The organism is Reyranella sp. CPCC 100927, from assembly GCF_007859315.1.
Lineage (GTDB): Bacteria > Pseudomonadota > Alphaproteobacteria > Reyranellales > Reyranellaceae > Vineibacter.
In genome coordinates this window covers 220,072-233,475 of the sequence record NZ_VOHA01000005.1, presented here as the reverse complement: position 1 = coordinate 233,475, position 13,404 = coordinate 220,072, and the positions used below count along the sequence as shown (strand labels likewise).

Annotated in this window: 11 protein-coding genes; 2 read left to right on the top strand and 9 right to left on the bottom strand. The window is 65.8% G+C overall.

What is annotated here, in order from left to right; all coding sequences use genetic code 11:
• Positions 1-18 precede the first annotated feature (18 nt).
• From lpdA to FQU96_RS16460, 8 genes are all read right to left on the bottom strand, one after another.
• Positions 19-1,431, bottom strand: coding sequence for a dihydrolipoyl dehydrogenase (gene lpdA, locus FQU96_RS16495; RefSeq protein ID WP_146542396.1), 1,413 nt, complete (start codon positions 1,429-1,431; stop codon positions 19-21).
• A gap of 172 nt (positions 1,432-1,603) precedes the next feature.
• Positions 1,604-2,929 carry a pyruvate dehydrogenase complex dihydrolipoamide acetyltransferase gene (locus FQU96_RS16490; protein ID WP_146542395.1) on the bottom strand — a complete coding sequence of 442 codons (1,326 nt, stop codon included), beginning with the start codon at positions 2,927-2,929 and terminating at the stop codon, positions 1,604-1,606.
• A gap of 21 nt (positions 2,930-2,950) precedes the next feature.
• Positions 2,951-4,357 carry a pyruvate dehydrogenase complex E1 component subunit beta gene (locus FQU96_RS16485; RefSeq protein WP_146542394.1) on the bottom strand — a complete coding sequence of 469 codons (1,407 nt, stop codon included), beginning with the start codon at positions 4,355-4,357 and terminating at the stop codon, positions 2,951-2,953.
• A 46-nt stretch (positions 4,358-4,403) separates the two neighbouring features.
• The gene (gene pdhA / locus FQU96_RS16480; protein ID WP_146542393.1) at positions 4,404-5,453 is read right to left on the bottom strand and encodes a pyruvate dehydrogenase (acetyl-transferring) E1 component subunit alpha; all 1,050 of its coding nucleotides are present in this window, start codon (positions 5,451-5,453) and stop codon (positions 4,404-4,406) included.
• A 228-nt stretch (positions 5,454-5,681) separates the two neighbouring features.
• Entirely contained in the window at positions 5,682-6,785 is a 1,104-nt protein-coding gene (locus tag FQU96_RS16475) for an ABC transporter ATP-binding protein (protein WP_146542392.1), read from the bottom strand.
• 12 nt (positions 6,786-6,797) lie between these two features.
• Positions 6,798-7,817, bottom strand: a complete 1,020-nt coding sequence (locus FQU96_RS16470; RefSeq protein WP_146542391.1) for an extracellular solute-binding protein — start codon at positions 7,815-7,817, stop codon at positions 6,798-6,800.
• Between the two features lie 151 nt (positions 7,818-7,968).
• Positions 7,969-9,732 (bottom strand): iron ABC transporter permease, encoded by a 1,764-nt coding sequence (locus tag FQU96_RS16465; RefSeq protein ID WP_255468377.1) that lies wholly within the window; start codon positions 9,730-9,732, stop codon positions 7,969-7,971.
• 117 nt (positions 9,733-9,849) lie between these two features.
• Entirely contained in the window at positions 9,850-11,664 is a 1,815-nt protein-coding gene (locus FQU96_RS16460) for a DUF3987 domain-containing protein (RefSeq protein WP_146542390.1), read from the bottom strand.
• A 255-nt stretch (positions 11,665-11,919) separates the two neighbouring features.
• Between FQU96_RS16460 and FQU96_RS16455 the strand changes: the two genes are divergently transcribed.
• Entirely contained in the window at positions 11,920-12,330 is a 411-nt protein-coding gene (locus FQU96_RS16455) for a nuclear transport factor 2 family protein (RefSeq protein ID WP_146542389.1), read from the top strand.
• Between the two features lie 55 nt (positions 12,331-12,385).
• On the opposite strand, the gene FQU96_RS16450 is transcribed toward FQU96_RS16455, so the two are convergent.
• Positions 12,386-12,682, bottom strand: a complete 297-nt coding sequence (locus tag FQU96_RS16450; protein ID WP_146542388.1) for a septum formation initiator family protein — start codon at positions 12,680-12,682, stop codon at positions 12,386-12,388.
• A gap of 168 nt (positions 12,683-12,850) precedes the next feature.
• Here FQU96_RS16450 and FQU96_RS16445 point away from each other — a divergent pair, with 168 nt between their 5' ends.
• On the top strand, positions 12,851-13,390 hold the full coding sequence (locus tag FQU96_RS16445) for a cupin domain-containing protein (protein WP_255468376.1): 540 nt from the start codon (positions 12,851-12,853) through the stop codon (positions 13,388-13,390).
• Positions 13,391-13,404: the final 14 nt, after the last annotated feature.

The window sequence follows — 13,404 nt, the reverse complement described above, 5'->3', positions numbered from 1 at the left end:
GGGACTGGGAACAGACCGTCAGATGTGGATCACGCGCCCGTAGGCGGCGAGCACGGCCTCGTGCATCATCTCCGAGAGCGTGGGGTGCGGGAACACGGTGTGCATCAGCTCGGCCTCGGTGCTCTCCGCGGTGCGGGCGATCGTATAGCCCTGGATCAGCTCGGTGACCTCGGCGCCGATCATGTGGGCGCCCAGCAGTTCGCCGGTCTTGGCGTCGAACACCGTCTTCACCAGCCCGTCGGCTTCGCCCAGTGCGATCGCCTTGCCGTTGCCGATGAAGGGGAAACGGCCGACCTTGACCTGGTATCCCTTCTCCTTGGCCGCCTTCTCGGTGAAGCCGACGCTCGCCACCTGGGGCTGGCAATAGGTGCAGCCCGGCACCTTGGTGGCGTCGAGCGGATGCAGGCCCTTCAGGCCGGCGATGTGCTCGACCGCGATCACGCCCTCGTGGCTCGCCTTGTGCGCCAGCCATGGCGGGCCGCAGAGATCGCCGATGGCATAGACATTGGGCTCGCCGGTGAAGCCCCATTGGTCGATCACGACATGCGTACGATCGACCTTCACCTTGGTGCCTTCCAGTCCCAGGTTCTCGACGTTGCCGACGATGCCGACTGCTGAGATCACGCGCTCGACGGTCAGTTCCTGGGTCTTGCCGCCCGACTCGATCGTCGCCGTGACGCTGTCGGCTGCCTTCTTCAACGACTTCACCGTGGCGCCGGTCAGGATCTTCATGCCCTGCTTCTCGAACGCCTTGCGCGCGAAGGCCGAGATCTCTTCGTCCTCGACCGGCAGCACGCGGTCGAGCACCTCGACGACGGTTACCTCGGACCCGAAAGTGCGGAAGAAGCTCGCGAACTCGATGCCGATGGCGCCCGAGCCGATCACCAGCAGCGACTTCGGAATCGACGGTGGCACCATCGCTTCCTTGTAGGTCCACACCAGCTTGCCGTCCGACTCCAGGCCGGGCAGCTGGCGTGCCCGCGCGCCGGTGGCGAGGATCACGTTCTTGGCTGTGAGCCCTGTGGTCTTCTTGTCCTTGTCGGTCACCGCCACCTTGCGCAGGCCGCCAGCGACGCCATCGAGCCGGCCGGCACCGTCGAACACCGTGATCTTGTTCTTGCGCATCAGGTGCTTGACGCCGGCATTGAGCTGGCCGGCAACCTTGCGCGAGCGCTCGACAACCTTCTTGGGGTCGAAGCCGACCTCTTTTGCCGACAGGCCGTACGCGTCGGCGTGCTTCATCAGGTGGAACACTTCAGCCGACCGCAGCAGCGCCTTGGTCGGGATGCAGCCCCAGTTCAGGCAGATGCCGCCGAGATGGTCACGCTCGACCACCGCCGTCTTCATGCCCAGCTGCGAGGCACGGATCGCCGCGACATAGCCGCCCGGCCCGGTGCCGATGACGATGAGGTCGAAACTGGTGTCAGCCATGTGTGCCTGCCTGCTGTCTACCTTCCCCCGCTTGCGGGGGAAGGTGGCGCGTAGCGCCGGATGGGGGATGTTGCAGCGGGGGAAGTGCCGATTGATACACCTGAACTTGCACCAGCTTCCCCCATCCGCCCTTCGGGCACCTTCCCCCGCAAGCGGGGGAAGGTAATACTTTCTACAGCAGCATCGCCGCGGGCTGTTCGATATAGCCCTTGAGCGTCTGCAGGAACTGCGCGCCGACGGAGCCATCGACGATGCGGTGGTCGGCCGACAGTGTGCAGCTCATGATGGTGCGGATCACCATCTGGCCCTCGCGCACCACGACGCGCTGCTCGCCGGCGCCGACAGCCAGGATGCAGGCCTGCGGCGGGTTGATGACGGCGGCGAAGTCCTTGATGCCGTACATGCCCATGTTGGAGATGGTGAAGCCGCCGCCCTGGAACTCCTCGAGCTTCAGTTTGCCATCGCGGGCGCGGGCGGCGAGGTCCTTCATCTCGGTGGCGATGCGGCCGACGCCCTTGAGGTCGGCATTGCGCACGATCGGCGTGATCAGGCCGCGATCGGTGGCGACCGCGACCGAGATATCGACCGTGCCGTTCAGGATCATGTCGGTGTCGGTCCACGCGGCGTTGACCTCGGGATGATCGCGCAGCGCCTGGGCGCAGGCCTTGATCACCATGTCGTTGACCGACACCTTGATCTTGCTCTTCTCGCCCACCGCGTTGATCGCCTGGCGCGCCGCCAGCAGCGCGTCGATCTCGTAATCCACCGTCAGGTAGATGTGCGGGATCTGCTGCTTGGCTTCGGTGAGCCGCTTGGCGATCACCTTGCGGATGCTGTTGTGCGGCACCTTGCGGCTCTCGCCGGTGGGGTACACCGGCTGCGCTGCGGTCGGCGCTGGGCCTGGTGCGGCGGCCGAGGGTTTGGGCGCGGGCTTGGCGGTCCCGGCGCTGCGGGCCGCCTCGACATCGGCCTTGACGATGCGGCCATGCGGACCACTGCCGCTCACCTTCGCCAGGTCGATGCCGGCGTCAGCAGCAATGCGCTTGGCCAGCGGCGAGGCGAAGATGCGTTCGCTCCCTCCCCCCTTGTGGGGGAGGGTTGGGGTGGGGGGTGCTGCAGGCACAGCGGCCGGTGCGGGGGCGCCCCCTCCCCGACCCTCCCCCACAAGGGGGGAGGGGGAAGAAGAAGGCGCCGCCGGTTGTGGCGCCGGTTTTGCGGCAGGCGCAGGTGCGGCCGGTGCGGCTGGCACCGCCTCGCCCTCCTCGACCAGGATCGCGATCGGCGCGTTGACCTGCACCGCCTCGGTGCCTTCGGCGACGAGGATCTTGCCGATGACGCCTTCGTCGACGGCCTCGACTTCCATAGTCGCCTTGTCGGTCTCGATCTCGCAAAGAACCTGGCCGGAGGTGATCTTGTCGCCCTCCTTGACGTGCCACTTGGCGAGCTTGCCCTCGGTCATCGTCGGCGACAGCGCCGGCATGAGGATGTTGATGGCCATGTGCCCTCTCCCGCGCGGCGATCAGCGATAGCAGACCGCCTTGGCGGCGGCGACGATGTCAGGCGCCTGCGGCAGGGCCATCTTCTCGAGGTTGGCGGCATAGGGCAGCGGGATGTCGAGCCCGGCCACCCGCTTGACCGGCGCGTCGAGCCAATCGAAGGCCTGGTCCATCATCAGCGCCGCGAGCTCCGAGCCGATGCCGGCGAACGGCCAGCCCTCCTCCACCGACACCAGCCGGTTGGTCTTCTTCACCGAGTTCACGATCGTCTCGGTATCGAGCGGCCGGATGCTGCGCAGGTTGATGACTTCGGCGTCGATCCCTTCCTTGGCAAGCTCCTCGGCCGCCTGCAGCGCCTTGCCGACCATGATCGAGAACGCCGTGATGGTGACGTCCTTGCCGGGGCGCTCGATCTTGGCGCGGCCGATGGGCAGCACGAAATCGTCGGTCTGCGGCACTTCGAAGGACTGGCCGTAGAGCAGCTCGTTCTCAAGGAAGATGACGGGATTGGGATCGCGGATCGCCGCCTTCATCAGGCCCTTGGCGTCGGCGGCGCTCCACGGTGCCAGCACCTTCAGCCCGGGACAGTGCGCGTACCAGCTGGCGTAGCACTGCGAATGCTGGGCCGCGACGCGCGACGCGGCCCCGTTGGGGCCGCGGAAGACGATCGGGCAGCCCATCTGGCCGCCTGACATGTAGAGCGTCTTGGCGGCCGAGTTGATGATCTGGTCGATCGCCTGCATGGCGAAGTTGAAGGTCATGAACTCGACGATCGGCCGCAGGCCGCCGAACGCGGCACCGACGCCGAGCCCGGCGAAGCCATGCTCGGTGATCGGCGTGTCGATCACGCGGCGGGCGCCGAACTCGTCGAGCAGGCCCTGGCTCACCTTGTAGGCGCCCTGGTACTCGGCAACTTCCTCGCCCATCAGGAAGACGGTCGGATCGCGCCGCATTTCCTCGGCCATCGCATCGCGCAGCGCCTCGCGTACGGTCACTTTTACCGTCGGGCCTGTCCACTCCGGTTCAGCCGGCACCGCGCTGAGCTGCGTCGCGGCGGCGGGTTGCGTCAATACTGCCGGCTGCGAGGCGGGTGGTGGTTCAGGCCGTGCTGCGTCGCCATCAGGTTCCGACTGAGGTTGTGGCGCGGCGGCGGGCGTTGGCGCCGCCGGGGTGGCAGGCACTGCCTCGCCTTCCTCAACCAGGATCGCGATCGGCGCGTTGACCTGCACCGCCTCGGTTCCTTCGGCAACGAGGATCTTGCCGATGACGCCCTCGTCGACCGCCTCGACTTCCATAGTCGCCTTGTCGGTCTCGATCTCGCAAATGACCTGGCCGGAGGTAATCTTGTCGCCCTCCTTCACGTGCCATTTGGCGAGCTTGCCCTCGGTCATTGTCGGCGACAGCGCCGGCATCAGAATCTGAATGGACATGGTCGGGTTCCGATCGTGGGTCGATATCGTCAGCGCAGCCGTCGCGTCACGCCGCTGCCGGCGGGCGCGAATCGACCAGCACGTCGGTCCATAGCTCGGCGGGATCCGGCTCGGGGCTGTTGGTCGCGAATTCGGCGGCATCGGCCACGACCTTGCGCACTTCGCCATCGAGCGCCTTGAGGCTCGCCTCGTCGAGCACGCCCTTATCGGCCATGATCTTCTTCAGGCGCTCGATCGGATCGCGCTCGGTGCGCATCTTGTCGACTTCTTCCTTGGAGCGATACTTGCCGGGATCGCTCATCGAGTGACCACGATAGCGGTACGTCAGCATTTCCAGGATGTACGGCCCCTTGCCGGACCGCGCGTGCTCGACTGCCTTCTCGCCGGCGGCCTTCACGGCCAGGACGTCCATGCCGTCGACCTGTTCGCCGGGGATGCCGAACGCCTCGCCGTGCCGATAGAGGTCAGAGATCGCCGAGGCGCGCTCGACCGAGGTTCCCATGCCGTACTTGTTGTTCTCGATGACATAGACCACCGGCAGCTTCCACAGCGCCGCCATGTTCATCGCCTCGTAGACCTGGCCCTGGTTGGCGCTGCCGTCACCGAAATAGGTCAGCGAGACGTTCTTGCTGTCGTTGTATTTGTGGGCGAAGGCGAGCCCGGTGCCGATCGGCACCTGGGCGCCGACGATGCCGTGGCCGCCGTAGAAATTGCGCTCGCGGCTGAACATGTGCATCGAGCCGCCCTTGCCCTTGGAGTAGCCGGTGGCCCGTCCAGTCAGCTCGGCCATCACACCGCGCGGCTCCATGCCGGTGGCCAGCATGTGGCCGTGGTCACGGTAGGACGTGATGACGGCGTCCTTGGCACTGTCGATGGTCGCCTGCATGCCGACCACGACGGCTTCCTGGCCGATGTAGAGGTGGCAGAAACCGCCGATCAGGCCCATGCCGTAGAGCTGGCCGGCGCGCTCCTCGAAGCGGCGGATCAGCAACATGTCGTGGTAGTACTTCTTGAGCTCTTCGGCGGTGGCGCTGTTGTCGCCGGCCTTACGCGATCCAGGCTCGCCGGCTTTCGGCTTCGCAGCGGTCTTCGCCATCGCTCTCCTCCACACTTCCCAAGACGACGCGCCTAACATGGCGCTGCAGCGGGTGCCAGACGAGCCAAACTAGGCGCAAAGCTCTTGTTCCGGCTAGGAAATTCGCGCTCTTGCCGACCGCAATCAAGAGCCGAGTGGTTTGTTGCAGCCCTGGATTGAGCCCGGAAACAAAGTTGCCAGACGTAAGACTGGATGCTCGCGAAGCGCCTCAGCCCCTGGATGCGCCAGCTATTCCTGCGTCGCCGTCTTGTCATCGCGGTAAGCCCAACAGGCATCACGCGACAGGCTCACCGGGGCCTCGGCACCGACCTCATGACGCGCCGCCGTACCCAGCTCCAGCGCCTCCAGGCGGACGCCGAACAGATCGATGTCATAGGCCGTTTGTGTCCCCTGGTAGCGACGCCCCACAATGCGTGCCGTGAACGCGTTGCTGCCATTCGATGTGCCGATGGCCACATTCTCAGGCCGAACGGCAACGCAGACGGTCTCGCCGACAGCAATCGAGCGCGCCAGCCACGCCTGCACGCGTGCCCCGCCCTTGACCTCGACGACACCGAACTCGCCATCGCGGCCCGCCACCCGGCCCTCGATCAGGTTGGAGGCGCCCGTGAAGTTGGCCACGAACAGGTCGGCCGGACGATTGTAGACGTCTGCAGGCGGTGCCATCTGCAGCAGCTTGCCGTCACGCATCACACCGATGCGATCGGCCAGCACCACGGCTTCAGCCTGGTCGTGCGTGACATAAAGCGCCGTCATGCCCGTCTGCTTGAGGATGCGGCGCAGGTCATCGCGCAAGCGCAGGCGCAGCTTGGCGTCGAGATTGGAGAGTGGCTCGTCCAGCAGCAGAAGCTGCGGGCGGTAGACCAGGCTGCGGGCGAGCGCCACGCGCTGCATCTGACCGCCGGACAACTGCACCACCGAGCGGTCGGCGTATTCGGAGAGCCCGACCAGCTCGAGCGTCTCGGCAACCTTGCGATCCGCGTCGGCGCGAGTCGTGCGCCGCTGCTTGAGGGGATAGACGACATTCTGGCGCACCGTCATGTGCGGCCACACCGCATACGACTGGAACACCATGCCGATCTCGCGATGTCGCGGCGCCACCAGGATGCCCTGGCCCGGTGCCGATACGACACGGTCACCGATGCTGATGCTGCCGGCGGTCGGATGCTCCAGGCCGGCAACGCAGCGCAATGTCGTGGTCTTGCCGCAACCCGAGGGACCGAGCAGGACCACGATCTCGCCGGCTGGCACCGTGAAGCTTACGCCGTCGACCGCCGGCCGGCCGGTGGCGAAGCTCTTGTGCAGATCAACGACGTCCAGCGCCGCGGACATATCGACGGTGCCCTACTGACGATACTTGTAGGTCTTGTTCCAGTCCTCGACCCAGGTGGCGCGCAGTTTCTCGAACGGCCCGAATTCCGGCACCCACACCTTGACCGTCTTGGGATCCCAACCCTTGGGGTACAGCGGCGGGTTCTTCAGTGACGTCAGGTTGCCCAGTTCCTTGATCTGGAACTGCTGACCTTCCATCGACAAGCGCCAGTTCATGAACAGCTTGGCCGCATTGGGGTTCTTCGACGTCTTGGGAATGCCGTCGGCATAGGGAATGATCGGCACGCCCTCGGGCGCGAAGATCGCCTCGGCCGGCGCGCCGTCTTTGATCTTGGTGTAGATGATGTTGTAGAGCAGCGGCGCGATTGACACCTCGCCGCGCACCAGGGCGTCGGAGAGCGGCGCGCCCGATGGATAGAGTGCGATATCCAGGGCTGCCTGCTTGGCGTGATAGTCCTCGCCCAGCACCTGCCGCTCGAACATGACCCGCGTCCAGGTGGTGCCCCCCGACGGGGCAACCACCTGCCCGATCTGCTTGCCCTTGTATTCCGGCTTGGTCAGATCGGCCCAGGTCTTGGGCGGATTCTTCGCCAGCTCCACGTTGTAGGCCAGCGCCCAGCCCAGCGTCACGCCGGGCCAGAGCTTGGGCGACACCAGCGCATCGGGCCGGTAGTCGGCGGCGTTGGGCGGCGCGTAGTCCATGAACATGTCGTTCATTTCCAGCATCAGCCCGCGATCGGAATGCCCGATCACGTCGGCCAGCAGCTTGCCTGCCGCGGCTTCCGTCTTGATGCGGGTGATGAGCTGGCCGCCGGGCGCGCGCACCATCTCGACCTTGATCTCGGGGAAGCGCTTGTTGAAGGCCTTGATGACCTCCTGCTCCACCTCGGCAAAGTTCGCCGTGTAGTAGACCAACCTGCCTTCCTTCTTGGCGGCGGCGATCAGTTCGGCGCTGCCAAAATCCTGGGCCAAGACCGGTGCCGCGACGAGTGCGACAGCGAGGCCGGCAACAACGGACAGTATGCGTTTCATCCTCAATTCCTCCCGTTATTCATCCGTAACCCGAGCCGCCGTCATCCCGAGCACAGCGAGGGATCTCTTGCGGATGGCGCACTGTGCGTCCTGCCGCGGGAGATCCCTCGCTGTGCTCGGGATGACGGGTGGCTTGGCGTGACATGGCCACCTACCCCGTACGACCGACGCTGCCGGCCGAATCGCGCGACAGCCAGTTGGCAATACCGATCAGGACGGCCAGCAGCACGGTTTGCACCAGGCTGAACGCCGCCGTCTTGCCGGTGTTGCCGCCCTCGTAGTAGTCGAGCAGCAGCACGGCCATCACCATGGTATCGCTGGTGTAGAGGAACAGCGACGAGCCCAGCTCGCGGATGGCCAGCACGAACAACAGGGTCATGGCCGCGATCACGCCCGGACTGGCCAGCGGCAAGACGATCGTGCGGATGGTACCCAGCAGGCTCTTGCCGCAGATCCAGGCCGCCTCCTCCAGCTCCTTGTGGATCTGCAGGAAGGACGTCGACAACGCCTTCACGGTATCGGGCATGAAGCGCGCCACGAAGGCCAGCGCCAGGATCCAGATCGTGCCATAGAGACCACCCGGCAGGCCGATCCAGGCCCACAGGTAGGCGACACCGATGACCAGTCCGGGGATGGCCACGGGCAGGGTCGACAGGACATCGATGCTGCCGCGGCCGGCGACGCGCGTGCGGTTGATCGTGTAGCCGATGGCGAAGGCCAGCACGCCGCCCAGCAGCGCCGTGACGATGCCGACCTCCATGGTGTTGATGATCGAGCGCACGGTCAGCGGATTGTCGAATACGCTGTCGAAATGCACCATCGAGTACTGCTTCATGTCGAACAGGCTGGCGGCATCGCGAATGAACAGGAACTTGCGGAATGCGGCCACGATCAACGCCAAGGTCGGCAGGACCACGACGACGAACAGGTAGACGAACGCCAGGCCCAGTGTCAGCCAGCGCCAGGCGCCGAGATCGAGGCTGCGTGGCCGGAACGCCTTGCCCGCCACGGTGGCGTAGCTGCGCCCCGACAGGACGCGCTGCTGCAGCACGACGAGACCGGCCGTCACCACCATGAGGATGATCGCGACCGCCGCCGCCGTGTTGTAGAGCGGCGGGTTCCACGCCGTCAGCTTGAAGATGTAGGTGGTCAGCACGGAGATGTTCGCCGGCGCCCCGAGAACCGCCGGGATGCCATAGATACCCAGCATCACGACGAACGACAGCAGCATGCCGGAGATGATGGCTGGCGCGATCAGCGGGAAGGTCACGGTGAACAGGGTACGGAAGGCGCTGGCGCCGGCGATTTCCGAGGCCTCTTCGAGGCTGGGGTCCATGTTGCGCAGTGCCGACGCCGTGAACATGTAGACGTAGGGCGCGTAGTACATGCCGAAGACGACGATCAGACCGCTCATCGAGTAGAGGTCGATGCGCCAGTCGAGTCCGGCCCAGCGGAAGATGGTGTTGATCAGCCCGGTTTTCGGCGATCCCAGGATGGACCACGCCACGGCCGCCACCAGCGGCGGCACGAACAACGGGATCATGCTGACGGCGGCGATGAAGCCCTTCCACGGCGTGTTGGTGCGGACCACGATCCACGAGAACGTGAGGCCGATCACGACAGCCAGCGCCGTCCCGCCGGTGCAGGCAATCAGCGAGTTGAACAGCGCGGCGTGAACGTTTTCGTTGGCCAGCACCGCAACGAAATTGTCGAGAGACAGGTCAAGGACGCCAAATCCGTGGACGACGGGGTTGGTATTGGTGAGCGCCCCCAGCAGCAGCATCGCCATCGGGTAGATCACGAGGAACGTCAGAACGCACAGCAGCAGTGTCACCCAGCCGCCGCGCACCCATCGCGCCAGGCTGAAGCTGCGCCCGGTACGATCGGCTGATGGCGCGACCGCTTCAGCCGTCAAGGCGTGCCACGCCCGCTGACGTCCGTCGGCACGTCATGGCCCGTTCTTCCCGCATATGGACGTCACTCCCGTCGGCGCTTCATCCTGCCCCGAAGACTTTATCGTTCGTTGCCACGATCATCTGACGTGAAACGGTGTGGCGTCAACCAACTCGGTTGCGGAAATTGCCGCAACCCCATTCGTGTCATCCCGAGCGTAGCGAGGGATCTTTTGCGGCACGGGGTACCGTACGTCCTTCGCAGACGATCCCCCGCTGCGCTCGGGATGGCGGGACGTCGCATCGGTGTGGGTTGCGGAAATTGCCGAAACTATTCCCTTCTCCCCGCGAAGGCGGGGAGAAGGTGGCACGCAGCGCCGGATGAGGGGCTTCTCCGCACCAGGTGCTGGACTCGGAGCTCGGTCATTCGAGCAATCATCACCTGCGTCATCATCAAGCCCCTCACCTCCCATCGCGCTGCGCGCGACGGGCCCCTCCTCTCTCCGCCTGCGCGGGGAGAGGGTGAGGACTTGCCAGCGGCGGGGTGGGCGGCCAGGGCCGCCGGCCTTGCAGTCCACCGGCCGCAGCCAGCCCTGCTGGACCAGCAGCGCAATGATGGCGTCGGTGCCGCCGGCATCGACGGCTTGCGACAGCACCTCGCGCCGGATCTGCTCGCGCGACACGTCGTGCACGGGGTGCGTCGCCAGCCAACGCACCACCTTGTCGGCATGACGGCGGCGCTCGCTGGCTTCGGCCGCACCGAAGGCGTTGCATGCGTGCGGCCACAGATAGTCGCGCCACAGGCCGGCGGCGGCACGCAGCGCCGCGGCCGACACCAGCACCGGTTCCGCCGTGTCCGGCGGCTCAGCCGACCAGTTCAGAAATGTCAGCACGCCGGCCAGGCGCAATACCATGCCGGCGCCCTCGCTCCACCATGCCGCCTCGCGGCCTTCCAAGTCGTCGAGGCGTCGATCATGCATGCGTCGGAACGTGTCGAACACGTCGAGCGCAGCGGCGCCCAGCGGTACGTCGCGCACCGCCGCCAGGGCCTGCAGCCGCGCCAGCGCATCAATGGCGTCATCGCTCCGGCGCGCCGTCGGCGCCGAGAGCGGCTGCAACGCCGGCCGTGACGGGCACACGAACAGGCAACGCCCGATCGTGCCGTCATCATCGCCGGCGCGCGCCTGTGGCAAGGCGTCCGGCCGCAACGTGCCCAGAAGCGACACCGCCGCGGGGACCTCGATCTGCAGCAACTGCCGATGGCTGATGGTCCATGGCTCGGCCGACCATGCCCGATGCCAATGGTGCCGCTCGACGTGGGCCGTCTGCCGCGCCGTGCGAGCGAGCCATCCATCCAGCGCACCGGGCGCCAGCAGCACGCCGTGCGGATTGCCATGCACGGCGGCCGCGACCGCGCGCAGGCGCGGGTCTTCGACGATCAGACGGCCGGGCGGCGGTGGCTCGATCGCGTCATCCGGCAAGGGATCGAGTTCCACCGACCGGGCGATCACCATGTTGCGCAGATCACGCCGCCACAGGCTGGTGACGACACGCGCCCCCTCGCGTGCCGCGGCGTGACGTCGCCAAGCGTCCCCATCCACATAGCCCAGGCGCTGCTGCAGCGCGCGTACCAAGTCCAGCGCCGCCTGCATGCCGCGCGTCTTGCCTGACCCCGGCCCGCCCACCAGCGCGGCCCACAGCACACAAGGCTCGCGCCATGCCGGCGCCGGGCTGATGCGGCGCGTACCGCCGGTCAGCCCGGCCGCTACCGTCAACAACGACAACGCCGTGTAGTCCACGGGCGCATTGGCGCCCTGTGCCGCGTCCCGGCACCAGTCGCGCCACATCGGCGGCAGGACGTCGAGGGGGAACGCCGGCAGCCCGTCGCCCCCATCATCGCGTATCGGCGGATTCCGGGTAGCGTGGATCGCGTCCACAACGCTATGCGCGCTCATGCAGGTCACTCGATAAGTCGGAGGGTCTGATGCTGCCTGACGGCAGCGGCCTGTCTCTCGGCGGAGAAGGCAATGCGCGTGTTTTGGCCCGATACGACGGGGCTTCTGTACGGAAGGTGCCGTTGTATATTATTCTTTAAAAGAAAACAATAATAAAATGCAAAGGCGGGATCAACTCACCGGCCGGGTCAGCGTCCTTGCCCGTGACGCGCGCGCCTGCAATCGTTTGACGACATTTCGCGAGGGAGGTCTGGAATGCCTGACGTCACCGTCTCTGATCCCGACATCGCCACACCCGAACTGATGAAAGCGATCTCCGCTGCCTTCAACAGCCGCGATGTCGATCGCATCGTTTCGTACTTCACCGATGACGCCACCTTCTGGCTGGCGCGTGGCCCCGAACCGGTGGGCCGCACCCTTCGCGGCAAGGAAACGATCCGCAAGACGCTCGCCGACCGTTTCAAGGTGATCCCCGACATGCGCTGGGACCACAAGGAGTACATCTACGCCGGCAACCGTGCGATCTCGGTCTGGACCGTAAAGGGCAAGGGTGCCGACGGCGAGGACCTGAACTACCAGGGCTGCGACATCTACACTTTCCGCGGCGGCAAGATCGCCGCCAAAGACACCTACTGGAAGATCGTCGAGCACAAGGATCGGCTGTAACGATCCACGATCCCGGATGGCGGTCACCGCAGCCGGAGGCCAAAGCTCGGTGATTTCAGCGTGTCGGCGTAAAGACGATGATGTCGTCGGGCCAGGCAACGTGCAGCAGGGCCCGGGCACGCTCGTCGATCATGTCGGGATCGAGGCTCTGATTACGCAGCACCGTCACACGGCGTTCCCAGATGTCGCGCGTTGCCTTGGTCTCGGCCAAGGTCGCTTCGGCGCGGGCCACCTCCTGGCGCAATTGCAGCAGCGCGAGCACACCACGGTCGCCGTTCATGAGGTGATAGCCGAAATAGGCGAACACCACTGCAAACGCGACCGGTGCCAGGAGATTACGGATACGCAACATTACGGGCAGCTTAACCACAATTCGGCGTCAACTACAAGAAACTTCAACGCCTTTAAGGGGTTAGGCCCCTCTTTTCATGCCCCAGCGGCCCTCTCTCAGGACGGGACTTCAGGGTGGGACAGCGATAAGGTGATGTCCGAACCGTGCATCAGGCGTAGAGGCAGAGTCATGAGCAAGCAAACCGATTGGCGCAATGACGGCGTGCGGGTGATCCCGGCGCATACGCTGGATCCCAATACCGCCCAGACGCCAGGCATGAACCGCGCGGCGGCGATCAACTTCGCCCGAGTCGGTGCCCAGAAGATCTGGGCCGGCACGGTGACGATCCACGCCAAGGCCAAGACCGGTGCCCACCACCACGGGCACCTGGAAAGCGTGATCTATGTCGTGAAGGGCCGCGCCCGCATGCGCTGGGGCGAGCAGCTGCAGTTCATCGCCGAAGCCGGGCCCGGTGATTTCATCTACGTGCCACCCTACGTCCCCCACCAGGAGATCAATGCCAGCGACGACGAGCCGCTGGAGTGCGTCCTGGTGCGCAGCGACAACGAGGCCGTGGCCATCAACCTCGACATCACACCGGCCGAGAATCCCGAGTCGGTCTACTGGGTCGACCCGACCCACCCGCATCCGGATGACCACGCACACGGCCATGACCATGCGCATGGCCACGACCACGCACATCCGCACAAGGACGAGCCAACACGGTAGGGCGAACGGCCGCC

Bases quoted from the DNA above. Each gene is read 5' to 3' on its own strand.
- lpdA (WP_146542396.1), bottom strand. From the start codon at position 1,431: ATGGCTGACACCAGTTTCGACCTCATCGTCATCGGCACCGGGCCGGGC.
- FQU96_RS16490 (WP_146542395.1), bottom strand. From the start codon at position 2,929: ATGGCCATCAACATCCTCATGCCGGCGCTGTCGCCGACGATGACCGAG.
- FQU96_RS16485 (WP_146542394.1), bottom strand. From the start codon at position 4,357: ATGTCCATTCAGATTCTGATGCCGGCGCTGTCGCCGACAATGACCGAG.
- pdhA (WP_146542393.1), bottom strand. From the start codon at position 5,453: ATGGCGAAGACCGCTGCGAAGCCGAAAGCCGGCGAGCCTGGATCGCGT.
- FQU96_RS16475 (WP_146542392.1), bottom strand. From the start codon at position 6,785: ATGTCCGCGGCGCTGGACGTCGTTGATCTGCACAAGAGCTTCGCCACC.
- FQU96_RS16470 (WP_146542391.1), bottom strand. From the start codon at position 7,817: ATGAAACGCATACTGTCCGTTGTTGCCGGCCTCGCTGTCGCACTCGTC.
- FQU96_RS16460 (WP_146542390.1), bottom strand. From the start codon at position 11,664: ATGAGCGCGCATAGCGTTGTGGACGCGATCCACGCTACCCGGAATCCG.
- FQU96_RS16455 (WP_146542389.1), top strand. From the start codon at position 11,920: ATGCCTGACGTCACCGTCTCTGATCCCGACATCGCCACACCCGAACTG.
- FQU96_RS16450 (WP_146542388.1), bottom strand. From the start codon at position 12,682: ATGTTGCGTATCCGTAATCTCCTGGCACCGGTCGCGTTTGCAGTGGTG.
- FQU96_RS16445 (WP_255468376.1), top strand. From the start codon at position 12,851: ATGAGCAAGCAAACCGATTGGCGCAATGACGGCGTGCGGGTGATCCCG.